The organism is Kitasatospora sp. NPDC023120 (genome assembly GCF_055560835.1).
In genome coordinates this window covers 19994-42501 of the sequence record NZ_JBVHHY010000026.1, presented here as the reverse complement: position 1 = coordinate 42501, position 22508 = coordinate 19994, and the positions used below count along the sequence as shown (strand labels likewise).

At 73.8% G+C, this 22508-nt stretch carries 19 protein-coding genes and 1 pseudogene; 8 read left to right on the top strand and 12 right to left on the bottom strand.

The genetic code is table 11. The features are described from left to right. The first annotated feature begins 45 nt into the window (after nt 1–45). A complete protein-coding gene (locus tag ACZ3TI_RS31545; RefSeq protein WP_465732235.1) occupies nt 46–714 on the top strand; it encodes a DedA family protein in 669 nt (222 codons plus the stop codon). On the opposite strand, the gene ACZ3TI_RS31540 is transcribed toward ACZ3TI_RS31545, so the two are convergent. From ACZ3TI_RS31540 to ACZ3TI_RS31515, 6 genes are all read right to left on the bottom strand, one after another. Then, nucleotides 715–1455: a PIG-L deacetylase family protein gene (locus tag ACZ3TI_RS31540; RefSeq protein ID WP_465732368.1), complete on the bottom strand. Its 741-nt coding sequence runs from the start codon at nt 1453–1455 to the stop codon at nt 715–717. Between the two features lie 333 nt (nt 1456–1788). Beyond that, on the bottom strand, nt 1789–2979 hold the full coding sequence (locus ACZ3TI_RS31535; RefSeq protein ID WP_465732233.1) for an MFS transporter: 1191 nt from the start codon (nt 2977–2979) through the stop codon (nt 1789–1791). A 5-nt stretch (nt 2980–2984) separates the two neighbouring features. Beyond that, nucleotides 2985–3581, bottom strand: a complete 597-nt coding sequence (locus ACZ3TI_RS31530; protein WP_465732230.1) for a GNAT family N-acetyltransferase — start codon at nt 3579–3581, stop codon at nt 2985–2987. Further along, nucleotides 3578–4792 carry a type III PLP-dependent enzyme gene (locus tag ACZ3TI_RS31525; RefSeq protein WP_465732228.1) on the bottom strand — a complete coding sequence of 405 codons (1215 nt, stop codon included), beginning with the start codon at nt 4790–4792 and terminating at the stop codon, nt 3578–3580. The genes ACZ3TI_RS31530 and ACZ3TI_RS31525 overlap by 4 nt, the downstream gene beginning before the upstream one ends. A gap of 84 nt (nt 4793–4876) precedes the next feature. Further along, the gene (locus ACZ3TI_RS31520) at nt 4877–6190 is read right to left on the bottom strand and encodes a DUF6271 family protein (protein ID WP_465732226.1); all 1314 of its coding nucleotides are present in this window, start codon (nt 6188–6190) and stop codon (nt 4877–4879) included. After that, nucleotides 6172–7254, bottom strand: a complete 1083-nt coding sequence (locus ACZ3TI_RS31515; protein WP_465732224.1) for a phytanoyl-CoA dioxygenase family protein — start codon at nt 7252–7254, stop codon at nt 6172–6174. The genes ACZ3TI_RS31520 and ACZ3TI_RS31515 overlap by 19 nt, the downstream gene beginning before the upstream one ends. Nucleotides 7255–7747: 493 nt before the next feature. Between ACZ3TI_RS31515 and ACZ3TI_RS31510 the strand changes: the two genes are divergently transcribed. Continuing rightward, entirely contained in the window at nt 7748–9703 is a 1956-nt protein-coding gene (locus tag ACZ3TI_RS31510; protein WP_465732222.1) for an FUSC family protein, read from the top strand. A gap of 177 nt (nt 9704–9880) precedes the next feature. On the opposite strand, the gene ACZ3TI_RS31505 is transcribed toward ACZ3TI_RS31510, so the two are convergent. Further along, nucleotides 9881–11284, bottom strand: coding sequence for an amidase (locus ACZ3TI_RS31505; RefSeq protein ID WP_465732221.1), 1404 nt, complete (start codon nt 11282–11284; stop codon nt 9881–9883). Nucleotides 11285–11623: 339 nt separating this feature from the next. Here ACZ3TI_RS31505 and ACZ3TI_RS31500 point away from each other — a divergent pair, with 339 nt between their 5' ends. Together ACZ3TI_RS31500 and ACZ3TI_RS31495 are read left to right on the top strand one after the other, a co-directional pair. Further along, nucleotides 11624–12967 carry a cytochrome P450 gene (locus ACZ3TI_RS31500; protein WP_465732218.1) on the top strand — a complete coding sequence of 448 codons (1344 nt, stop codon included), beginning with the start codon at nt 11624–11626 and terminating at the stop codon, nt 12965–12967. Between the two features lie 166 nt (nt 12968–13133). Continuing rightward, nucleotides 13134–13862, top strand: coding sequence for a rhomboid-like protein (locus ACZ3TI_RS31495; RefSeq protein WP_465732216.1), 729 nt, complete (start codon nt 13134–13136; stop codon nt 13860–13862). Between the two features lie 147 nt (nt 13863–14009). On the opposite strand, the pseudogene ACZ3TI_RS31490 reads toward ACZ3TI_RS31495, so the two are convergent. Beyond that, nucleotides 14010–14342: pseudogene (locus ACZ3TI_RS31490) on the bottom strand (DUF421 domain-containing protein); the annotation flags it as partial. A 193-nt stretch (nt 14343–14535) separates the two neighbouring features. After that, nucleotides 14536–15369, bottom strand: coding sequence for a LysR family substrate-binding domain-containing protein (locus tag ACZ3TI_RS31485; protein WP_465732214.1), 834 nt, complete (start codon nt 15367–15369; stop codon nt 14536–14538). Between the two features lie 58 nt (nt 15370–15427). Here ACZ3TI_RS31485 and ACZ3TI_RS31480 point away from each other — a divergent pair, with 58 nt between their 5' ends. From ACZ3TI_RS31480 to ACZ3TI_RS31465, 4 genes are all read left to right on the top strand, one after another. Further along, nucleotides 15428–15856, top strand: a complete 429-nt coding sequence (locus ACZ3TI_RS31480) for a DUF5997 family protein (RefSeq protein WP_465732212.1) — start codon at nt 15428–15430, stop codon at nt 15854–15856. Between the two features lie 187 nt (nt 15857–16043). Beyond that, a complete protein-coding gene (locus tag ACZ3TI_RS31475; RefSeq protein ID WP_465732210.1) occupies nt 16044–16958 on the top strand; it encodes an SDR family oxidoreductase in 915 nt (304 codons plus the stop codon). Between the two features lie 164 nt (nt 16959–17122). Beyond that, on the top strand, nt 17123–18883 hold the full coding sequence (locus tag ACZ3TI_RS31470; protein ID WP_465732208.1) for a DUF885 domain-containing protein: 1761 nt from the start codon (nt 17123–17125) through the stop codon (nt 18881–18883). 218 nt (nt 18884–19101) lie between these two features. Next, nucleotides 19102–19836 (top strand): hypothetical protein, encoded by a 735-nt coding sequence (locus ACZ3TI_RS31465; RefSeq protein WP_465732206.1) that lies wholly within the window; start codon nt 19102–19104, stop codon nt 19834–19836. Here ACZ3TI_RS31465 and ACZ3TI_RS31460 read toward each other — a convergent pair. From ACZ3TI_RS31460 to ACZ3TI_RS31450, 3 genes are all read right to left on the bottom strand, one after another. After that, complete coding sequence (locus tag ACZ3TI_RS31460; RefSeq protein ID WP_465732204.1) at nt 19787–20437, bottom strand: glycosyltransferase; 651 nt, start codon at nt 20435–20437, stop codon at nt 19787–19789. The two genes, ACZ3TI_RS31465 and ACZ3TI_RS31460, sit on opposite strands and share 50 nt — an antisense overlap. A 211-nt stretch (nt 20438–20648) precedes the next feature. Next, nucleotides 20649–21488 carry an ammonia-dependent NAD(+) synthetase gene (nadE, locus tag ACZ3TI_RS31455; protein ID WP_465732202.1) on the bottom strand — a complete coding sequence of 280 codons (840 nt, stop codon included), beginning with the start codon at nt 21486–21488 and terminating at the stop codon, nt 20649–20651. Further along, nucleotides 21485–22474, bottom strand: coding sequence for an SMP-30/gluconolactonase/LRE family protein (locus ACZ3TI_RS31450; RefSeq protein ID WP_465732200.1), 990 nt, complete (start codon nt 22472–22474; stop codon nt 21485–21487). The genes nadE and ACZ3TI_RS31450 overlap by 4 nt, the downstream gene beginning before the upstream one ends. Nucleotides 22475–22508: the final 34 nt, after the last annotated feature.

Sequence of the window (22508 nt, the reverse complement as noted above, 5' to 3'; positions counted from 1 at the left end):
GCCCCCGCCACCCCGTGCGCGACCCGTGCGAGGTGGTGAGGCGCGGTGTCCGGCCCCGCGACCCCGCTGCCCGGGGCACTCGCCGGGCTCGCGCCACTGCTGGACCACTACGGGTACCTCGCGGTGGCGCTGCTCGTCCTGCTGGACAACTGCGGCATCCCGGTGCCCGGGCAGACCATCCTGGTCCTCGCCTCGGTGTACGCCGGCACCGGGCACCTCGACTTCGCCGCCGTGCTGCTGATCGCGACCGGCGCAGCCGCGCTCGGCAACAGCCTCGGCTACCTGATCGGCCGCACCGGCGGACGCGCCTTCGTCCACCGCTGGGGCCGCTACGTGCTGCTCACCCCGGCCCGGATGGAGCGCGCGGACGGCTTCTTCGCGCGGCACGGCGGCAAGGTCGTCGCGGTCGCCCGCTTCGTCGACGGGCTGCGCCAGACCAACGGCATCATCGCCGGGACGACCGGGATGCCCTGGCGCCGGTTCCTGCCGTTCAACCTGCTCGGCGCGGTGCTGTGGACGGGCGTCTGGGGCACCTTCGGCTACCTCGCCGGCGCCAACATCGGCGCCGTGTACCGCACCGCGGTCCGCTACCAGCTCTGGTTCGCCATCGGCCTCGGAGTGCTGGTCGCGGCCTTCCTGCTGCGGCAGGTGCTGCGGTACCGGCGCCGGCGCCGCGAGGACGCCGACGCCGGTCCGGATTCCGGGGACGGGTGATCAGCGCAGCGGGAACACCTCGAACGGCACCGCGAAGCGCGTCCCCAGCCGGCTGCCCGCGCCCCGGCCGAAGCCCTCCAGGAACTCCCGGGCGTCCGCCATCGCCCCGCCGAGCCCGGCCAGGTACGCCTTGTGCTCCTCCAGCGAGGCGACGCCCACGTCGAAGTGGTCGGTGGTGTCCACCGCGTGCTTCGACTCCGGCGAGGACGCCGCCCAGATCTGCCGCACCCCGTTCCACGGCTCGTGGCCCTCCTCCACCAGCTCGCGGAACACCCAGCGGTTCCCGGCGTCCCGGACGCCGTCCAGGGTCGCCCGGCCCACCGCGATGTGGTCGGCCTGGTTGAGGAACACCCCGCCGTAGGTCTCCCGGAAGTTGCTGGTGATCACGATGTCCGGCCGGTGCCGGCGCACTGCCCGGGCGATGTCCCGGCGCAGCGGCAGCCCGTACTCGACCACCCCGTCCGGGTAGCCGAGGAACTCGACGGTGTCCACGCCCACGACGCGCGCGGAGGCGACCTGCTCCGCCTCGCGCAGCGGCCCGCACTCGGCCGGGTGCAGCGAGTCGATGCCCGCCTCGCCGCTGGTGACCATCACATAGACGACCTTCTTGCCCTGCGAGGTCCAGCGGGCGACGGCCGCGGCGCCGCCGTACTCCATGTCGTCGGGGTGCGCGACGATCGCCAGCGCGGTCTGCCAGTCCTCGTCGACGTGCTCGTAGGGCTCGGGGGCCTGCTCGGTCATGCTGTTCCTCTCGGTGCGGCTCACGGTCGTACGGTCATACGGACGTACCGCTGGTGACTCTAGAAGACTCGCGTCCCCCACACATCGTCAGACACCGTGCCGGCTGCCGCGTTTGCCTCTGACGCATGCGTCAAGGGCTAGCGTCCTTGCGCCCCACCACGGGCTTCCCCTTCTCCCGAGGAGTGCTGCCATACCGCTGCCCACCACCACCCGCGTCGTCCGGCTGACGGTCGGCGGCGAGCAGCTCACCGCGGCCGTGGACGCGGCCCGTGACGGGCGACGCAGCTCGCCCGGCACCTCGCGACGGGGGTGACGCGAGGTACCGGGCGAGGGTCAGGTGGTGGCGGGGGCCTCCTGGGGTGCGGGCCAGGTGATGCGGGTGGCGCAGAGGGAGACGACGGCGGCGGAGGCGGCGACGGCGGCCATGCCCCAGACGAGGCTGGTGGCGCCGGCGACGAAGCCGATGGCGGCGGGGCCGGCGAGCAGGCCGGTGGTGCCCATCGCGGCGACCAGGGAGAGCGCGTCGGCACCCTGCCGGGCGGCGGCGACGTAGACGCAGGGGGTGACGGCCGCGACGCCGAGGCCGACGCAGGCGAAGCCGAGCAGGGTGGGCACCACGCCGCCTGCCAGCAGGGCGAGGGCGAGGCCGCCGCCGGCCAGCAGGCTGCCGGTGCGGACGATGCGGCCGTCGCCGAATCGGGTGCGCCAGCCGTCGGCGAAGATCCGGGCGCACACCATCATCACCGAGACGACGGCGATGCCCATCGGGGCGAGTCCGGCGCCCGCGTGCGCGACGTCCTTGAGGTAGAGCGCCGACCAGTCGTTCATGGCGCCCTCGGTGACGGTGCCGAACACCATCGCGAGGCCCATCCAGAGCGTCGCGACGGTCGGCACGACGAAGCCGCGCCGCTCCCGCTTCTCCTCCGCTGCGCTCTCCTCGGCGGCGGGCTGCTGCGGCCCGTCGGCGAGGAGTCCGGGGCGGGCGGCGGCGACCAGCGCCGCGAGCAGGACGGCGGCGAGTCCGAAGTGCACGGCGAGGGTTCCGGTGAAGGCGTTGACGCCGGAGGCCAGCAGCGCGGCGAGCAGCGAGCCCGCGCTGAAGGTGGCGTGCAGCCGGGACATCGTGGTGCGCTCGAAGCGGGCTTCCAGCGCGGCGCCCTGCGCGTTCATCGCGACGTTGAGGCAGCCGACGGCGACGCCGTCGCAGAACAGCACCAGCAGCGTGACGGGGTAGTTCGGCACCACCGACAGCGCGAGCAGGATCACGCCGAGGGCGAGCGCCGACAGTACGGAGAGCAGGCGGGAGCCGAGCCGCCGCATCAGCACCGCCACCAGCGGGAAGGAGACCGCCGCACCGATCCCGCAGGTCATCAGCAGCAGGCCGATCTGGGCCTCGCCCAGGTCGAGCCGGGCCTTGAGCGCCGGCACCCGGGAGACCCAGGTCGCGTACTGGAATCCGAGGACGAAGAACAGTGCTCCGATGGCGAGTTGGAAGCGGCGGAAGTCGTCGCGAACGGGGGACATGTGCATCAGCCCACTTCGGCTCTGGGTCGGGGCCCGGGGACCGGGTCGGTGGAGTGCGGCCGGGCCGGGACGGGGTCCAGCGGCATCGACATGTAGACCGCGCGGGAGCCGTAGCTCGCGGGCAGCCCGATCTCGGGCCGGGCGCGGTAGCCCAGCGGGGTCCACAGCACGTGCGAACCGCGGACGGCGACCAGGGAGATGGTCCGGTATCCGGCCGCGCGGGCCGTCTCCTCGAGGTGGCGCAGCATCCGGTGGGACAGGCCCCCGCCGCGCAGGTCCTCGGAGATGACCAGGTCGTGGGCGTGCATGTTGCCGAGGCCCGCGCCCTCGCCGCCCCCGTCGGCGCCCTCCCCACCCCCGTCGGTGTCCTCGCTGCGGCTGAGGTCCGGGCAGCGGAACAGCGGGTACGGCAAGGCGAGCAGGTAGCCGCCGAGGTGGCCCCCGTGGTCCAGGACGAAGCAGGTGTCCGGGGAGGCGCGGTGGCGGGACTGCAGGGCCTCGCGACCCTCGGACAGTCCGCTGGCGGCGTAGGCGCGCTCCTCCAGTGCGACGACGCCGTCCCAGTCGTCCTCCCGGAGCAGTCGGATGCGGTACTCGCTCATGCGTTCCCTCCGCTACGGCGGCCGCCGATGCAGGTGTACGGCAGCGGCGCGAAGCCGTTGAAGCCGCGGGTCGCGTAGGCGGTGGCGTACGCGCCGCAGGAGTGGATCCAGACCGGGTCCCCGGAGCCGACGGCGCGCGGGACGCGCACCAGGCCGTCCTCCTGGGCGTACGCGTCGTCGCTGTCGCAGGTGGGGCCGGCCACGACGGCGTTGACGAACTGGCCGCCGGGGTGGGTGGGGAATTCCAGCCGGTACTGCAGCTGGTCCATCTCGTAGAGGCCGTTGAACTTGCCGCAGCTGAGGTAGAGCCAGTCCTCGCGGGTGCCGTCGAGGCGGTGCCGGGACGTGAGCCGGGCGACGTGAGCGCGGATCGCGCCGTGGTCGGCGACCAGGTGGCGTCCGGGTTCGACCAGGAACTCCAGCGGTCCGGCGTTGACGGCGCGCAGCCGGTCCATGCCGTCGCGGATCACCGCGAACATCTTGTCCAGCGGCGGTTCGAGGGGGCGGCCGCGTCGGTCGAGCACGCCGAGGGCGGGCAGTCCGCCGCCGAGGTTGACCCGCTCGGGGGTGATGCCGCGCCGGTTGAGCGCCTCCAGCACGGCGGCCAGCGAGTCCACGGCGGCGGTCCAGGCCTCGGCGGTCATCTGCTGGGAGCCGACGTGCACCGAGAGGCCGGAGGGCACGAGCCCGCGGGTGCGGGCCTCGCCGAGCACCCGCAGGGCGTCCTCGGGCGAGCAACCGAACTTGTGGCTCAGGCCCCAGAGGGCGCCGTCGCCGGTGGTCGCGATCCGGCAGAACACCCGTGATCCGGGGGCGTGTTCGGCGATCGCGGCGACGTCCTCGAGGCTGTCGGTGGCGAAGTCGCGCACGCCCAGCCGGTAGGCCTCGGCGATGTTGCGGTCGGACTTGACGGTGTTGCCGTAGTGGATCAGCTCGGGCGCGACGCCGGTGCGCAGCGCCTGGGCGACTTCCTGGGGGCCGGCCGCGTCGAAGCCGGAGCCGAGCGCCGCGAGGTGGTCGAGCACTTCGTCCACCGGGCAGGCCTTCATGGCGAACCGGACGGCGACGCCGGGCAGTTCGGCGCACAGGGTGGCGTACTGGCGGCCGATTCCGTCGAGGTCATAGATGATCCGGTCGTCGGTGGCGGCGGCGAGTGCGGCGCGGATCGCGGAGCGGTCGCGCCCGTCGGGACGCGGCGTGCCGGGGTGCACAGCGCTCCCGGTGGGGACGCGGTGGCGGGGTGTCGGGATCGGTATCCGGTGTGCGGTCTGGCGTGTCACGTGAGGTTCCCGTTCCTATCCCGGCAGCCGGTCGGCGGGGGTGGCCTTGCTCGCCCGCACCAGCGGGCCCCACGCGTCGATCAGCAGGGCGAAGTCCTCGATGTCCGACTGCGCCCGGTCGAGCAGCTGCGCCCTGCGGGGCGCCAGGTGGTCGGCGAATTCGGCGTACTTGCCGCCCAGTCGCCGGTAGCAGCGGTCGAGTTCGGCGAGCCTGCGGTGGTTCTCCGCGCGGTCGGTCGCGGCGCTGCGGCGGGCGGCGTCGGCGATCGGCTCGGGGCGCACGTGGTGCTGCTCGTCCAGCAGGGCCGGGCCGGCCGCCTCCATCTCGGCGTAAACGGGGTAGAGGTAGAGCATGGAGAGCAGGAACTTGGCGTAGCGCAGCTGGTAGGCGGTGAAGCCCGCTCCGGTGCGCCGTTCCGGGGTGTAGTAGTTGACGATGTGCCGGTTGTGGGTGACGCCGGGGAGGGTGGCGTCGTACACGAGGTGGTGCAGGAAGTAGTCGCTGCCGATGGTGTCGGTGGCGGGCGGCAGCGGTACGCGTTCGTACAGTTCGTGGTGGAGGCCGATGTTGCACATGTCGATGTGCCAGATGTCGGGCCGGTCGAGCACGGCGCGGTCGGCGGTGAACGGCTCGGTGCCGCCGCCGACGAAGGATTCGGCGACGAGTTCGCGCTTGTCCCGCTCGGTCGCTCCGGTGGGTGCCCAGAGTGCGACCACGTCGTGGTAGACCTCGGGGTCGATTTCGAGGATCTCGCCGATGTCGACGGAGAGTTCGCCGACGAAGGAGGCGCCGACCAGGGCGACGGGCTTGTCCGCGTGCTCCGGGTCGAGGCGGTTCTCGGTGACGGCGGCGGCCGCGTCGGCGGCCTTGAGTCCGAGGGTGGCCAGTTCGTGCTCGATGGGGAACACCGGTTCGCCGTCGAGCCACTGGTAGCGGCTGTCGGAGTCGCGTCGGTGCACCGAGGCGCAGCCGAGGGCCGCGGCGAGCAGGAAGGCCCGGTTGGTGCAGGCGCCGTAGGAGACGGCGTCGGGCAGCATCAGGTCGAGCAGCCTGTCGGGGCGGGGGGCGCCGGAGCGGTCGATCGCCTCGCACAGGAAGGCGCGTTGGGCGTCCTCGTCCAGGTGGTGGACGACCACGCCGTCGCCCTCGGGCAGGACGGCGACGGCCGCGGCGTGCCGGGCGCGGGTCGCGGGGTCGGCGGAGTCCAGCACCAGCAGGTGCACCCGGACGCCGAACCGCCGTACGGCGTAGGCGGCTTCGGCGCCGATCGCGGTGATGGTGTCGGCGCACTCGCGGTTGGTGGGCAGGGTCAGGCAGATGTCGCGCATTCCCGCTCCCCCGTGGCGCCCTGGTCCTCGAACGGCTTGCCGGCCCAGGACCGCAGGCCGAGCAACTTCTCCCCCAGCTCGGTGAGTTCGGCGGTTCCGTAGCGCTGCGACTCGGGCCGGTCGGCGTCGCCGACCAGGGTGCGGTTCCAGTCCGGGGTGGCGAGCGTGCGCCAGGACTCCACCCGGGAGCGGCGCAGCTGCTCGGCTTCCTCCAGTGCGGGCATCATCGACAGGTACTGCACCGCGCGCACGCCGCGTTCGGAGGTGTTGCGCGCGACGCCGTGGGCGAGCAGGCCGTTCCAGATCAGCAGGTCGCCGGCGTTCAACTCGGGGCGGACGACGGGGAACTCGTCCCGGTCGACGGCGGGGCGGATTGGGTCGCGGTCGGCGGGCTGAGCGGTCTTCCAGGCGTCGAAGCGGCGGAACAGCTCGGGGTTGCACTGGAAGCCGCCGTGGTCGGGGGCGGTGTCGTTGAGCGCGATGATGCCCTGGACGCGCTGCGGCAGCATGTCCCGGGTGGTGTCAACGTCCCAGTGCAGCTCGATGTCGAAGCCCCGGTCGGTGGGCTCGATCAGCGCGCGGTCGCGGTTGCGGACGTTGGGCGGGTTGAGGTTGAGCCGGTCGAGGGTGACCCAGAGCTCCTCGCAGTCCCAGACGTCCACGAAGGCGTCGTAGACGCGCTGCGACTGGCGGCTGTCCCAGACGAGTTGGTGGTGGTAGGCCTCGACGAAGCCGTAGATGTGCAGGTGCTGGTCGAGTTCGTCGCGGTACTCGCGCTCGCGGTACCAGTCCTCGGGGCGATCGGGCGACAGGCCCTGGAAGTCCCAGGTGAAGTCGAGCAGGCGCCGCGCGGCCTCGGCCGGGATCGCCTGCTTCACCACGACGTAGCCGTAGGTCTGCCAGAACGCGTGGTCCTCCTCGGAGAGCACGCGCAGCGGGTGCTTCTTGCGGATCTCACGCAGTGCGGTGCGGGCGAGGTAGCTCTCGGTGTCAGCGCTGAAGTAGGGGCGCTCCGAGGCGGCTCGGTAGAGATACTCCTCGGCCCGTCCGTCTGGGCTCGGCATGGGCATTCACTCCATGGTTCGTAGTCGACGCAGCACTTGGTCCAGCGGGCGGTGCGTGCACGGCGGGCGGCTCGACCGGCTCCCGGCCGGGTCGGGAATTCCTCCCGCGGGCCATCGGCGGTCCGCACACGTTCCTTGTCGGCTCGGGCCCCGGCCACGCCTCGGCGCCACGCCAGGGGCCCAACTCTCCCGCCGGGCAAGGCCTCTCACCTCGCCTCAGGATTTGCCGGACCACGCCCCTCACACATTGGACTAGACCAAGTAATGGTGTCAACCCTTTCCCGTGGGTTGCCGATTGGGAAAATCGGAGCAGCTCACGACGCCTGTCACGGTTCGCTTTATGTTTCGGAGGCGGACATAAGACGGGGTATGTTTCGGGAATTGACATAACCGCCGGCATTGAACCGCCCGGCGTTGAACCGCACCGCCCCGGGATCCGTTTCCCGTATGTGTTGCACCGGGCCGCGCGCGGGCTCCGGCGTAGGTTGGGCCCATGGCACGACCCAGCGGAGCCGGACGGCTCGCCCCGCCCACCTGGTTGACCGAGAGCCTGCGGCCCCGGTCCACACCGGTCCCCTGGGCGGCGGTCGCCCGCGCCTCGGTCGCCCTCTCCGCTCCGCTCGCCGTCGGCACCGCGGTCGGCGAACCCGGTTACGGCGCGCTGGTGTCGATGGGCGCGCTGTCCGGGGTGATCGGGGACACCGCCGACGCCTACCGCATGCGGGTGTTCAACATCGCCGTGCCGCAGCTGTTCGGCGCCCTCGGGGTGCTGGTCGGCACCCTCGTGTACGGCTCGGGCTGGACGGCCGTCGTGGTGCTGACCGTCATCGCGCTGGTCTCCGGCATGATCTCCTCGATCGGCGCGGTCGTCTCCGTCTCCGGGCTGCTCCTGCTGCTCAACGCGGTGGTCGGGGCCGGCCTGCCGCTGCCCTCCCCCTGGTGGCTGCCGCCCGGGCTGCTGCTGCTCGGCGGCCTGGTGGTGCTCGGCCTGACCCTGCTCGCCTGGCCGCTGCGGCAGGGCGTCCCCGAACGCACGGTGGTCGCCGGCACCTACCGCGCCGTCGCGGACCTGCTGGAGGCCACCCGCACTCCCGGGTACGACGAGCGGCGCCACGAACTCACCCAGTCGCTCAACCAGTCCTACGACCTGCTGCTCGCCCGCCGCGCCCGCCGCCACGGCCGCTCCCCCGCCCTGGTACGGCTGCTGGCCCAGCTCAACGCGGTGATCCCGGTGGTCGAGGGGGTGTCGGCGGCGCAGCTGCTCCCGCCCGAACTCGGCCCGCTGTCCCCCGCCTACCCGGCCGCCGTCCGCGAACTCGCCACCGCCGTCGAACGGGGCCGCACCGGGCCCGTGCCGCAGCTCGCCCTGCCCGCACCGCTCGGCCCGTCCACCCGCGCGCTCGGGGAGGCGATCGGGCACGCCGCCGCCGTGGTGCACGAGGCCGACCCCGACCCGTACGCCGCCGACGACCGGCTCGGCCGGCCCGCGGGGCTCGAGGTCCGGGCCCGGCGGGCGGCGCGGGCGCTGCTGCTGTCCGGCGCGTCCTGGCGGTACGGGCTGCGGCTGGCGCTGTGCATCGGGCTGGCGCAGGTGCTGGTCTCGGTGCTGACCGTGCCGCGCTCGTACTGGGTGACGCTGACCGTCGTCTTCGTGATGAAGCCGGACTTCGGCTCGGTGTTCTCCCGGGCGGTGCTACGCGCCCTCGGCACGGCCGTCGGGCTGCTGATCGCCATCCCGGTGCTCGCGGCCGTGCCGCGCGGCTGGTGGGACGTACCCGTGATGGCGGTGCTGGCGATGCTGATCCCGGCGATGACGGCCAAGGGTTTCGCCTTCCAGACCGCGGCGATCACCCCGGTGATCCTGCTGCTCTCCGACCTGCTCAACCACCAGGGCTTCCACCTGGTGCCGCCCCGGCTGTACGACTCGCTGATCGGCTGCGGCATCTCCCTGCTGGCCGGCTACCTGCTGTGGCCGGAGTCCTGGCACACCCGGATCGGCGACCGACTCGCCGAGGCCGTCCAGGACACCGCCTCGTACGTCTCGCTGGCGTTCACCACCGCGCCGGGGCGGGACGAGCCGGCCCGGGCCCGGTACCGGCGCCGGCTCTACCGGGACCTGTCGGCGGTGCGCAGCGAGTTCCAGCGGGCGCTCACCGAACCGCCGCCGGTCGGCGCCCGGGCGGAGGCCTGGTGGCCGATGGTGATCGCGGTCGAACGGATCGTGGACACCACCACCGCCACCCGGGTGCGGATCGAGCACGGCGCGCCCGTCCCGACCGCGGCCGAGGTCGGCGCCGTGACCAGGGAGCTGGCCGACCTCGCCGAGGCGCTGCGCACCGGACGGCCGCTGCCGGAGGTGGAACCGGACGCGCTCGCCCCGGACTGCGCGCTGGCCCGGCTGCACCACGAGGTGCAGGCGGCCCGGTCGGTGGCCGCGCCGGCGCCGTGAGCGTCGGCGGCGTGAGCGCCGACGCCGTGAGCGCCGACGCCGTGAGCGCCGGCGGCGTGAGCGCCGACGCCGTGAGCGCCGACGCCGTGAGCGCCCGCGCGTGACCGTCGGCAGCTAGAGCGCAGGTGCCGTGAACGCCGGTGGTGACGCCGCCGCCCGCGCCGCGACGCCTCCGGGTCAGTCCTCGATCCGCCGCCAGGGCTGTTCCGACTCCAGCGCGAAGGCCAGTTCCAGCAGCACCCGCTCCTGCCCGTGCGCCGCCGACAGGTGCACCCCCACCGGCAGGCCGTCGGGCGCCGAGCCCGCCGGCAGCGCGATGCCCGGGCCGCCGGTCACGTTGTTGACCGGGGTGAAGGCCACGTAGCGCATCAGCCGGTCCATCAGCTCGTCGAAGTCCACGTTGGGGCTGAGGTGCCCGATCGGCGGGGCGGTGTGGGCGAGCACCGGGGAGAGGATCACGTCGTGGTCGTGGAAGATCCCCCGGTACACCCCCTCGGCCCGGCGCAGCCGCCGCAGCACGCCCGGCGTCTGCCGGAACTGCGCCTGGAACCGGCGGCGCAGCCCGGTGGTGAGCCCGTCCAGCCTCCCGGCGCGGAAGCTCGGGTCGATCAGCAGCCTTCCGGTGAGGGCGATCGCCCAGGCGATGTAGCCCCAGTAGGCGACGAAGTCGCGGGAGAACTCCTCGCCGAACGGCAGGGTGGCCGGCTCGACCCGGTGGCCCATCGCCTCCAGCCGGGCGGCGGTCTCCTCGACCACCCGGCGGGTCGGCTCGTCGGTCTTGGCGATCGGCGAGTCCACCACCAGGCCGATCCGCAGCCGCTGCCCGCCCGGGCCCTCGACCAGGCCGAGCGGGGGCAGCTCGGGGTTGCGGCGGTGCCGCTCGGCGGCGGCGAAGAAGGCGGCGGTGTCGCGGACCGAGCGGGTCAGCACGCCGTCGGTGACCAGGTCGATCGGCAGCCTGGCGCCCTGCGCGTTGGCGACCAGCCGACCCCGGGTGGGCTTGAGTCCGACCAGGCCGCAGCAGGCCGCCGGGATGCGGATCGAGCCGCCGCCGTCGTTGGCGTGGGCGATCGGCACCACGCCGGAGGCCACCAGGGCCGCCGCGCCGCCGGAGGAGGCGCCGGCCGAGTGCGAGGGTTTCCACGGGTTGCGCACCGGCTGGGCGGCGGCGAACTCGGTGGAGGCGTTGAGGCCGAACTCGGGCAGCCGGGTCTTGCCGAGGACGGCCAGGCCGGTGGAGAGGAACTGGTCGGTGAAGCGCGCGTTGCGGCGGGCCGGCCGGGCGCGGAAGGCCTCGCTGCCCATCCCGGTCGGCAGGCCGCGGAGGTCGACGTTGTCCTTGAGGTACGTCGGAACGCCCCACAGCGGCCCGCCGATGCCCTCCCGGCTGATCCGCGGCTGGTCGTACGAGGCGTGCGCGACCGGCAGCAGGCCGCCGTCCACCCGCGCGGCGCGGGCGACGGCCGCGCCGACCAGCTCCCGGGGGTTGACCGCGCCGGACCGCACCAGGACGGCCAGCGCCACCGCGTCGTGCCGGCCGAGGGCGTCGTCGGTGAAGGCGTGCACCCGCTCGTCGGTCATCCGAACTCCCCATTCCCTGCCGGACTTCCGCCGTCCGGTCATCGCACCGGATCCGCACCGGACCCGGCGGCTCCTCGCCGGTCGGTAGTGCTGCCCAGTTCTACTGACCGGTAGTCGCGCAAGGACTGCGAGTCTAGGCGCCCGGAGCCGCCGTCGGGCCCACCCGGCGCCTCCGGCGGGGTAAACGATCCGTCAAACGTCAAGGGCGCACGGACGTTCGGCATGCGCCCCCGCGTTCACCCCACCCGCCCGTCCACGATCGTTTCACGGACCCAGGCCGGGAAAGATCCTCGAGCACGAACCGTTCCGGTCCTTCCCACCCGACCCAAGGTGACGCCCGTGCCGATCCAATTCCTCCCGACCACCCGGTTCACCGCGGCCACCGCCCCCGGCGGCCTGCCGCTGCTCGGCCACGCCCCGGCCTTCATCCGGCGCCCGCTCGACTTCGTGGCCGGACTGCCCGCCCACGGAGACCTCGTGCGGCTGCGGCTCGGCCCGCTCGACGCGTACGTCGCCTGTCACCCCGAGCTCGTCCGCCGGCTGCTCACCGAGGACCGCACGTACGACAAGGGCGGGCTCGTCCTCGACAAGGCCCGCGAGGTCTTCGGCGACGGCCTCGCCACCTGCCCCGCCGCCGCCCACCGGCGCCAACGCCGCATGCTGCAGCCCGCGTTCCACCGCGACCGGCTGCCCGGCTACGCCGCGATGATGGCCGAGGAGATCGCCGGCACCACCGCCCCCTGGCGCGACGGCGACACCGTCGACGTCCCCGCCGCGATGTACCGCCTCACCACCGCCGTCACCGCCCGCTGCCTGTTCGCCGCGCACGAACGGGCCGGCTCGCTGCCGGTGCACGAGAGCATGGACGTCATCACCCGCGGCGTCGGCCGCCGCGTCATGATGCCGCTGCCCGGCGCCGACCGGATCCCCACCCCCGGCAACCGCCGCTTCCGGCGCGCCCGGCAGGACCTCGAGGAGATCACCCGGCGGCTGATCGCCGACTACCGTGCCGCCGGAACCGACCACCGGGACCTGCTCTCCGTGCTGCTCAGCGCCGAGGACGAGGACGGGCAGGGCCTCGCCGACGCCGAGATCCACGACCAGGTGGTCACCTTCCTGCTGGCCGGCATGGAGACCACCGCCGCCACCCTCTCCTGGGCCTGGACACTGCTCGCCGCCAACCCCGCCGTCCGCAGGCGCCTGCACGACGAACTCGACACCGTCCTCGACGGCCGCCCCGCCCGCCACGAGGACCTGCCCGCCCTCCCGCTCACCGCCCGGATCGTCAGCGAGACCCTGCGGCTCTACCCGCCGGTCTGGATCCTCAGCCGCACCGTCACCGCCGACACCCGGCTCGGCGGCCACCGAATCCCGGCGGGCGCCACCATCCTCTACAGCCCCTACCTGCTGCACCGCCGGGCCGACGTCTTCCCCTGCCCCGACCGCTTCGACCCCGACCGCTGGCTCACCACCGCCCGTCCCGCCCCCGGCACCTACACCCCCTTCGGACTCGGCGCCCGCCGCTGCATCGGAGAGACCTTCGGCACCACCGAAGCCGTCCTCGCCATCGCCACCATCGCCGCCCGCTGGACCATCACCCCCACCCCCGGCCGCCCCGTCCGCCCCGCCCGCAGCTCCTCGCTGTCCCCGCGGCCCTTCACCGCGACCCTGGCCCGCCGGTGAGAGCGCGGTGGTGGGAGCCCGCCCGTGAGAACGCGGCAGTGAGGGGCCCGCCGGGGAGGGCGCGGCGGCGGTAAGCGCGCGCTCGGCGGGGCCGGTAGGGTCACGGCGGGGCCGGCGGGGTTGCGCCGGTCGGACCATCGGCTCGACTGGGGCAGCATCAGGAACCATGAACGCTCGATCACCACGGGGGCTCCCGGCCCGGCTGCTCCGCGCCGTCCGGACGTATCCGCGTCGCTCGCCGCTGACGCTCTGCTACGTCGGCCTGCTCCTCCTCGGACACGTCTGGGTCGAGGACTTCCTCGCCGCCGACCGCGCCGACGCCCTGCGCGCCTACATCAGCACCAACCTCGACAACCTGCACGACCACCCGGTCACCGCACTGTTCGGCAGCGCGCTGCTCTACGACGGCACGCTCACCGACATCACCTCCACCGGCTTCGGCGGCACTCTGATCACCCTCGGCCTCGGCGTCTGCTGCTGCCTCGCCTGGGCGGAACGCCGCTTCGGCACGCGCCGCGCCGCCGCCGTCTTCCTCGGCGGGCACATCGGCGCCACCCTGATCACCGCCGTCGTCATCCTGGTCGCCCTGCGGCACGGCTGGTACCCGGAGAGCGTCCGGCAGGACTCGGACTACGGCATCAGCTACGGCGCCCAGGCCTCCCTCGCGTTCGCCACCCTCGCCCTGCCCCGCTGGGCCCGCCTCCCCTGGGCCGCCTTCGTGGTCGCCTGGCCGGTCTCCGGCGACGGCGAATGGTCCGGCCCGCTACCGGACTTCACCACCGTCGGCCACCTCGTCTCCGCCGCCCTCGGCTTCGCCCTCGCCGGCGCCGCCGCCCTCACGGCCTCGCGCCGCCGCCGCGCCGAAGCCCTCGCCACGGCGGACGCCCACCCGTGACCGCCCGCGTCCGAGCGGCCGTACGCCCCACCGCCAGCGCGGCGGTCGCCGTCCGTCCGCGAGGTCGGCGAGCAGCCGCTCGATCGTCTCCAACCGCCGCCGCAGGTCCTCGACGTCGCCCCGGGTGGCGCCCTGCTCGCTCGCCTTGAGGGTGACCAGCAGCTGCCCGTCCGGCTCCAGCCGGGCCCGGGCGACGTCGGACACGGTGTCACCGTTCTGGACCCGGATCGCGTGCTCCAGCTCGGACGGGCGCAGCGCCAGGCTGTGCAGCGCGCCGGGCACCAGCCTGCCGTCCTGGACGACGGTGGTCGGCGTGCCCTCCAGGATCCGGGCGGCCCGCGGGTCCCGGGCGAGCCACCGGGTGACCACGGAGTTCACCGCGATCAGGGTGGCCGCCCCGATCGCGCCGCCGAACAGGCTGTTGTCGTTGCCGATGATGGCGTTCTGCACCACGTTGGAGAGCAGGAAGACGACCACCATGTCGAAGGTGTTCAGCTGCGCCAGCCCGCGCTTCCCGGCGATCCGGAACAGCACCAGGACCAGCGCGTAGACCGCGACCGTGCGAAGGATCTTCTCGACGATCGGAATCTGGACGACCACCAGGTCATGCCACATGGCCCCGTTCCTCCCACCGCGACTCGACGGAACGGGGCCGACGCTACGCCACCGGCTGCTACCCGCGCCGCTTCGGCTTGCCGCGCCGGGCCGCCGCCGCGCCCCGTCCACCGGCCGCCGGCTTCGGCTTCTGCCCGCCGGCCCGCTGCGGCTGCTTCGCCCCGCCCGCCTTCGCTCCGGCGGTCTTCTGCCCGCCCGCCTTCTGCTGCTGCGGCGGCTTGCGCCGACCCTCAGCCGCCTTCTTCGGCTGGGCCTCGGCCGCGGCCTGCCCGGCCCCGCGCCCGCGCGAGCTGTTGACCGTACGGCCCCGGACGATCCCGATGAACTCCTCCACCAGGTCCGTCGTCCGCTCCTGCGGCCAGGACAGCGCCACCTGCGACTGCGGCGCCTCCGTCATCGGCCGGTAGGTGAGGTCCCGGCGGTGGTGCAGCCGGGCGAGGGACTGCGGCACCAGGAGCACGCCGACGTTCGCCGCGACCAGCTCGATCGCGTCCGCCGTGGTGTCCGGGCGGCCGATGGCGGGGCGGCCGGGCAGGGTGTCGGCGGTGAAGCCGAGGGTGTCGTCCAGGGGGTGGAAGACCACCTCCTCGGCGAGGTCTTCGAGCGTGACCTCCTCGGCGGCGGCGAGCCAGTGGTCCTTGGGGAACACCACGACGGTGGTCTCGGTGTACAGCGGGATCGCGCTGAGCACGTCCTTGTCGACCGGCAGCCGGACCAGCCCGGCGTCCGCGCCGCCCTCGCGCAGGGTGCGCTCGCCGTCGCCGACCGGGACGGCGAGGAGGTCCAGCGGTACGTCCGGGAGCCGCTCGTCCCAGACCCTGGCCCACTTGCCGGGGGTCACGCCCGGGACGTACACGAGCCGGAAGGAGGGATTCACCTGCATGTCTGTCACAGGGCAAGGCTACCGACCGTGACCGGGAGAGCCCGCGCGCTCCCTTACCCTTGTCACCATGACATCGCTCAAGCAGAAGACCAGCCAGACCATGAAGCCGGCCACGGCGGCCAAGAAGCTGGGGATCTACCTCTTCGCGGCGCCGACCGACTTCCAGGAGGGCGTGGTCTCCCGCGAGGAGCTCAACGCGCTGCAGGCCGAGCCGCCGCAGTGGCTCCAGGAGCTGCGCAAGAACGGCCCGCACCCGCGCCCGGTGATCGCCGCCAAGCTCGGCATCTCCATCTCCGGCCTCGCCCGCGGCGGCGTGACCGACGCGCTCACCACCGAGCAGATCGAGGCGATCAAGGCCGAGAACCCGCTCTGGCTGCAGCACGAGCGCGCCAACCAGGTGGACGTCCGCAAGGAGACCGCGCGGATCAAGGAGAAGCACGAGAAGGAGGCCGCCGCCAAGGCCGCCAAGGAGGCGCAGGCCGACCAGGCCCGCTGACCCCGCGCCCGCCGGCGTCCCGCGGCGCTCCGGCGCCGATTGTCAGACCCCTGCGCAACGATGGTGCCGACGCCCGTCCCCACGGGCGTCGGCACATTCGTGTCAGTCGTGACGGTCGTGTCACCCGTGACCGTCATGACGGACGTGACGGTCGTGCGCAGGGATCGGCGAACCGGGAGGCAGGCGGATGGCAGGGGCACTGGACGGGCGCGTCGCACTGGTCGCGGGGGCGACGCGGGGCGCGGGCCGGGGCATCGCGGTCGAGCTCGGCGCGGCCGGCGCGACGGTGTACGTCACCGGCCGCAGCACCCGGGAGCGCCGCTCGGAGTACGACCGTCCCGAGACGATCGAGGACACCGCCGACCTGGTCACCGCCGCGGGCGGGCACGGAATCGCGGTGCCGACCGACCACCTGGTCCCGTCCGAGGTGGCCGCCCTGGCGCGGCGGATCGACGCCGAACAGGGCCGGCTGGACGTCCTGGTCAACGACATCTGGGGCGCCGAGAAGCTGTTCGGCTGGGGCGTCCCGGTCTGGGAGCACGACCTGGACGACGGCCTTCGGCTGCTGCGCCTGGCGGTGGAGACGCACGCCGTCACCAGCCACCACCTCCTCCCGCTGCTGCTGAAGCACCCGGGCGGCCTGGTCGTGGAGATGACGGACGGCACCGCCGAGTACAACCGCGACACCTACCGCAACTCCTTCTTCTACGACCTGGCCAAGTCCTCGGTGCTGCGGATGGCCTTCGCCCTCGGCCACGAACTGGGCCCGCGCGGCGCCACCGCCCTCGCGCTCACCCCGGGCTGGATGCGCTCCGAGATCATGCTGGAGCACTTCGGCGTCACCGAGGACAACTGGCGCGAAGCCATGCCCGCCGAGCCGCACTTCGGCATCTCCGAGTCCCCGTACTTCGTCGGCCGGGCGGTCGCCGCGCTGGCCGCCGACCCTGACGTCGCCCGCTGGAACGGCCGCTCGACGTCCAGCGGCGACCTCGCCCGGGAGTACGGCTTCACCGACCGGGACGGCAGCCGCCCGGACTGCTGGCGCTACCTGGTCGAGGTGCAGGACGCGGGCAAGCCGGCCTGCCCGGAGGCCTACCGCTGAGCCACCGGCCCCGCTTCGGCGGTGTGGTCGACACCCGCGACGGCCGGAACTCCCCTCCCTCCGCCGTCTATTGACCACGCCGCCGATCACTTCGAATAATCGGCGGGATCGGGGCGCCCCTGGGCACCCCGTGCCACAGCGACCGCACCGGATCAGGGGGACCAGTGATCGAGCAGCCACCGCACACCGGACTCGCCGCACTCGCGGACGAGTACTTCGACGCCGAGAACACCCACAACCCGTTCGACGCGACCCTCAGCGGCGTCGAGGGCTACGCCCACCTGCTGCCCGACCCCTCGCGCGCCGCCGACCTGCACCACCGCGAGGTCCTGCAGAGCCTCCGCACCCGGCTGGCCGCCATCCCCCTGGACGCGCCGGACGGACCGGGCGGACCGGGCGGGCCGAACGGACCGGGCGGGCCGGGCGGGCCGAACGGACCGGGCGGGCTGAACGCCGAGGACCGCACCACCCACCGGCTCCTCGCCCGGCTGATCGACAACGGCATCGGCCGGGTCACCCACGGGCTGGCCGAGTTCAGCATCTCGGCCACCATCGTCGCCCCGCACAACGAGGCCATCACCTCGCTCACGATGGCCCCCGTCGACCACGAGGGCGCCGACGCCTACCTGGAACGGCTCGCCGGCCTGCCCGGCTTCTTCGACGCCGCCCTCTGCCGCGCCCTGGACGCCGCCGCCGAGGGCCGCCACCCGCTGCGCAGCGGGGTCGACGCCGCCGTCGCCCAGTTGGACACCCACCTCGCGACCGCCCCGGACGAGGACGTCCTGCTGCGCCCGCTGCGCGGCCGCCCCGAGTACGAGCGCGCCCGGACGATCGTGCGCGACGCTGTCCGCCCGGCGATCGCCCGCTACCGGGCCGGGCTGGCCCAGCAGTTGGCGCCGGGTGCCCGTCCCGACGACCGGGCCGGCGTCTGCCACGTGCCGGGCGGCACGGAGGGTTACGCCGACGCCGTCGCCCGCTTCACCCGGCCCGGGCTGACCCCGGAGGAGGTCCACCGGATCGGCCTGGACGCGGTCGCGGCGCTGCGCGAGGAGTTCGCCGAGCTGGGCGGCAAGGTGCTCGGCATCACCGACCCGGCGGGCGTGCTGACCGCGCTGCGCGAGGACCGCTCGCTGCGCTTCGGCAGCGCGGCCGAGATCGTCGCCCTGGTGGACGGCGCCCTGGAGCGGGCCCGCGCCGCCTCGGCGGACTGGTTCCGCCCGTACCCGATCGCCGACTGCGTGACCAAGGAGATCGACCCGATCGAGGCGGAGACCGCGCCGCTGGCCTACTACCAGCCGCCGGGCCCGGGCGGGCTGCCCGGCACCCACTGGATCAACACCCAGCGCCCGGAGACCCGGTTCAGCTACGAGTACGAGGCGATCGCCTTCCACGAGAGCGTGCCCGGCCACCACCTGCAGATCGCCGTCGCCCAGACCCTGCACCACCTGCCGCAGTTCCGGCAGAAGCCGAGCGGCCAGCTGACCGCCCACGTCGAGGGCTGGGGCCTGTACACCGAGCGGCTCGCGGACGAGATGGGACTGTACAGCTCGGACCTCTCCCGCTTCGGCATGCTCTCGCTGGACGCGCTGCGGGCGGTGCGCCTGGTGGTGGACACCGGGATGCACCACTACGGCTGGTCCCGGGAGCGCGCGATGGCCTTCGCGCGGGACAACACCGCCACTCCGGAGGCCAACGTCCGCAACGAGATCGACCGCTACCTCGCCTGGCCGGGCCAGGCCACCGCCTACCTGATCGGCCGTCGGGAGCTGGTCCGGCACCGCGAGCGGGCGCAGGCGGCACTCGGCGCCCGGTTCGACGTGCGGGAGTTCCACCACCAGCTGATCGGGCACGGCAGCCTGCCGCTGGGGGTGCTGGACGAGCTGGTCTCGGACTGGATCGCGGCGCAGCAGCAGCCGACGCGGTAGCCGGTGCAGTAACCGACGCGGTAGCCGGTGCAGTGACCGACGCGGTGGCCGCTACCGCACGGGCCCCCGGAGCCGGGGTGCGTGCGGAAACGGTTCCGCGCACCGGGCAAAGGCTTCCCCCGCCCGGACATGGCATCACCCCTTTGGCCCTGTCGACACGGTAGTGTCCGCTGGCGCGGCCCCCGGCACCCCGGTGGCCGCGCCTCACGCACACCCAGATGGAGGAACCCGTGCCGGCTCCCGCCCGCCGCGCCCTGGCCGTGGCCGCGGCCGCAGTCGTCCTGTTCGCCGCAGCCACAGGCTGCTCGTCCGGCGGCCACACGCCGAAGGGATCCACCGGGCGCAGCTCCGCCCCGGCGGCCGGCGGAGACGCCGCCCAGCCCGCCCCGGCGGCGATCGCGACCGGCGCCGGCCCGAAGAGCTCCTACGAGGTCCAGCCGCAGCCCGCGCCGGGCAGCTGCCACTACCGCTACACCGCGGACCAGCAGCCGCTGCCCGACCCGAACTGCACCCCGGGCGCGCTCAGCCCGGCGGTCAACCAGGACAACCTCAAGGACACCATCTGCAGGCAGGGCGGCTACACCTCGACCATCCGCCCGCCGGCGAGCCTCACCGGCAAGGAGAAGGCAGAGAACGCCAAGTCCTACGGCTACACCGGCCCGATGGGCGACGCCGAGTACGACCACCTGATCAGCCTCCAGCTCGGCGGCGACCCCAACGACCCGCGCAACCTCTGGATCCAGCCGCCCTCCCCCGGCCACGTCGCGGGCAAGGGCCCGAACAACCCCAAGGACTCGGTGGAGACCCACCTGCACACCGCGATCTGCAAGGGTCAGGTCACCCTCGTCGCCGCCCAGCAGGCGATCGCCACCGACTGGACGACGGCCGAGGTCAAGCTCGGTCTCAAGCCCGCCGGCACGCCGACCGCCGAGGCCGACGCCGACGGGGACTGACGGCGTGAGGGGCTGACGGCGTGAGGGGCTGATGGCGTGAGGGGCTGATGGCGTGAGGGGCTGACGGAACGTTCCGCCCAAGGCCGGGGAGCCTCAGCGCCCGAGCGACTCCACCAGCTCGGCGATCGTGTGCCGACCCGTCCGGGCGGCCGGTCGCGGCCACCACCAGCACGTCCCGCTCCGCCAGGGCGGCGACGGTCGGGGCGACCAGCTCCCCGAGATCGGCGTTGGCCGGCGTCCCCTGGGTCACCACGACGACCGGGCGCCCGCCGGTCAGCTCCCCCCACCACGACGGCAGCGACTGCTCGCCGCCGACCAGGCCGGGCAGCGCGCCGATCAGCCGGTAGCCGGCCGGGGCGTCACTGCGCGGGTACTCGAAGCCCGGCACGGTCAGCTGCAGGAAGTGATCCGGCACCGTCACCATGGCCAGCCCGCGCGGTCCCTCCGGCAGCCGGACGCCCAGCTCCGCGTACACCTTCTCGGCGTACCTGCGCAGCGGCTCGCCACGCCGGTCCGCCTCCTCCTGCAGCGCCCGGTTGCGGGCCCGGCCCTCCTCCCCCGGCAGCGGCGGCAGCCCGGGCCCGAAGGGCGCGGTGTCCACGCTCGGCAGCATCGACGGGGTGACCCCGACGCCGATCAGCGCCGGGCGCTCCGCGCGCGGACGGCTCAGCGCCAGCGGCAGCGCGCCCTGCAGGAAGGCGTCGGCGACCTGGCGGAGAAGGCGCCCGCCGGGCCGAACTCGTACGGGGCGCCGAGGGCGTCGCCCACCGCGGCGCCGAGGGCGGCTCCGGCCGCACGGTCGTTCCGGGGCCTCACTCCCGGCCCGGGACGATCGGCAGGCCGCGCTTGTGCTCGGTGCGGCGGTAGTGGCCGAGGACGGTGGTGGCGACGTCCTCGCCGACCGGGCGGCCCTCGAGGAAGTCGTCCAGGGCGTCGTAGCTGACGCCGAGCGCCTCCTCGTCGGGGCGGCCGGGGGTGAGGTTCTCCAGGTCGGCGGTCGGGGTCTTCTTGACCAGTTCGGCCGGCGCCCCCAACGCCTCGGCGATCGACCGCACCTGACGCTTCGTCAGTCCGGAGAGCGGCATCACGTCGGCGGCGCCGTCGCCGTACTTGGTGAAGAAGCCGACGGCCGCCTCCGCCGCGTGGTCGGTCCCGACGACCAGGCCGCCGTTGGCGCCGGCCGCCGCGTACTGGACCACCATCCGCTGGCGGGCCTTGACGTTGCCGCGCACGAAGTCCTCGTGGGCGTGGTCGGCGAAGGTCAGCCCCGCGGCGAGCAGGGCGTCCAGGGCCGCGTCGGTCGCGGGCTTGACGTCGACGGTCAGCAGCTCGTCCGGCTCGATGAAGGCGAGCGCCCGCTGCGCGTCCTCCTCGTCCGCCTGCACCCCGTACGGCAGCCGCATCGCGCAGAAGGAGGCCCGGTGGCCCTCGGCGCGCAGCCGCTCGACGGCGAGTTGGCAGAGCCGCCCGGTGGTGGTGGAGTCGACGCCGCCGCTGATGCCCAGGACGAGGGTGCGCGCCCCGGCGGCCCGCAGCTGCTCGGCCAGGAAGGCCACCCGGCGCTCGGCCTCCCGCAGCGGGTCGGGGACGGGCGCGACCCCGAGGGCGAGGGCGATCTCCCGCTGGAGGTCGGCGGTCAGGGGCTCGGTCATTCCGACTCCTCGGGGCGGGCGACGCGGTGGCCGGCGGTGCCGGGCCTGGCGACGCCGGGGCGGGCGACGCGGTGGGTGCCCGTCATCGACGTCACCAGGGAGTACAGCGAGGTGGTGGCCGTGATGAACAGACGGTTGTTCTTCGGGCCGCCGAAGGTGAGGTTGGAGACGGGCTCGGGGACGAGGATACGGCCGATGAGCGTGCCGTCGGGCGCGTAGCAGTGGACGCCGTCCCCGAACGCGGCCGCCCAGAGCCGGCCGTCGCGGTCGAAGCGGATGTTGTCGAAGCGGATCCGCCCCGACGGTCCGGCGTCGCCCTTGACGAAGATCCGGTCGCCGGTGAGGGCGCCGTCCTCGCCGATGTCGAAGACCCGGATGTGCCCGGCCCGGCTGTCGTTGACGTAGAGCTGTCGCTCGTCGAGCGAGAGGACCAGTCCGTTCGGCCCGTCGAAGCCGTCGGCGGCCAGTCGGACCTCGCCGGTGTGCGGGTCGATCCGGTAGACGTTGCGGGCGCCGATCTCGGATTCGGCGAGGTGGCCCTCGTAGTCGCTGGTGATGCCGAAGTCCGGGTCGGAGAACCAGATCGCGCCGTCGGAGCGGACGACCGCGTCGTTGGGCGAGTTGAGGCGCTTGCCCTGGTAGCGGTCGGCGAGGACGGTGATCCGGCCGTCGTGCTCGGTGCGGGTGACCCGGCGGTTGCCCTGCTCGCAGCTGATCAGCCGGCCCTCGCGGTCGAGGGTGTTGCCGTTGGGGTGGCCGGCCGGGGAGCGGAAGACCCCGACGGCGCCGGTGGCCTCGTCCCAGCGCAGCAGGCGGTCGTTGGGGATGTCGCTCCAGACCACCTGGCGCCAGGCGGGCAGGTAGAGCGGGCCCTCGGCCCAGCGGCAGTCCCCGTACAGCTTCTCCAGCCGGACGTCCCCGTTGGCGCACCGGCGGAACCGGTCGTCCAGGATCTCGTACAGTCCGAACTCAATGGAACCGGACATCATCCACCCCGTGTAGTCATTGACCGAATGTTGT

Excerpts from the sequence above, each read along its gene's own strand:
- ACZ3TI_RS31540 (WP_465732368.1), bottom strand. The coding sequence starts at position 1,455 with ATGACCGAGCAGGCCCCCGAGCCCTACGAGCACGTCGACGAGGACTGG.
- ACZ3TI_RS31535 (WP_465732233.1), bottom strand. The coding sequence starts at position 2,979 with ATGTCCCCCGTTCGCGACGACTTCCGCCGCTTCCAACTCGCCATCGGA.
- ACZ3TI_RS31530 (WP_465732230.1), bottom strand. The coding sequence starts at position 3,581 with ATGAGCGAGTACCGCATCCGACTGCTCCGGGAGGACGACTGGGACGGC.
- ACZ3TI_RS31520 (WP_465732226.1), bottom strand. The coding sequence starts at position 6,190 with ATGCGCGACATCTGCCTGACCCTGCCCACCAACCGCGAGTGCGCCGAC.
- ACZ3TI_RS31515 (WP_465732224.1), bottom strand. The coding sequence starts at position 7,254 with ATGCCGAGCCCAGACGGACGGGCCGAGGAGTATCTCTACCGAGCCGCC.
- ACZ3TI_RS31510 (WP_465732222.1), top strand. The coding sequence starts at position 7,748 with ATGGCACGACCCAGCGGAGCCGGACGGCTCGCCCCGCCCACCTGGTTG.
- ACZ3TI_RS31505 (WP_465732221.1), bottom strand. The coding sequence starts at position 11,284 with ATGACCGACGAGCGGGTGCACGCCTTCACCGACGACGCCCTCGGCCGG.
- ACZ3TI_RS31495 (WP_465732216.1), top strand. The coding sequence starts at position 13,134 with ATGAACGCTCGATCACCACGGGGGCTCCCGGCCCGGCTGCTCCGCGCC.
- ACZ3TI_RS31480 (WP_465732212.1), top strand. The coding sequence starts at position 15,428 with ATGACATCGCTCAAGCAGAAGACCAGCCAGACCATGAAGCCGGCCACG.
- ACZ3TI_RS31475 (WP_465732210.1), top strand. The coding sequence starts at position 16,044 with ATGGCAGGGGCACTGGACGGGCGCGTCGCACTGGTCGCGGGGGCGACG.
- ACZ3TI_RS31465 (WP_465732206.1), top strand. The coding sequence starts at position 19,102 with ATGGAGGAACCCGTGCCGGCTCCCGCCCGCCGCGCCCTGGCCGTGGCC.
- nadE (WP_465732202.1), bottom strand. The coding sequence starts at position 21,488 with ATGACCGAGCCCCTGACCGCCGACCTCCAGCGGGAGATCGCCCTCGCC.
- ACZ3TI_RS31450 (WP_465732200.1), bottom strand. The coding sequence starts at position 22,474 with ATGTCCGGTTCCATTGAGTTCGGACTGTACGAGATCCTGGACGACCGG.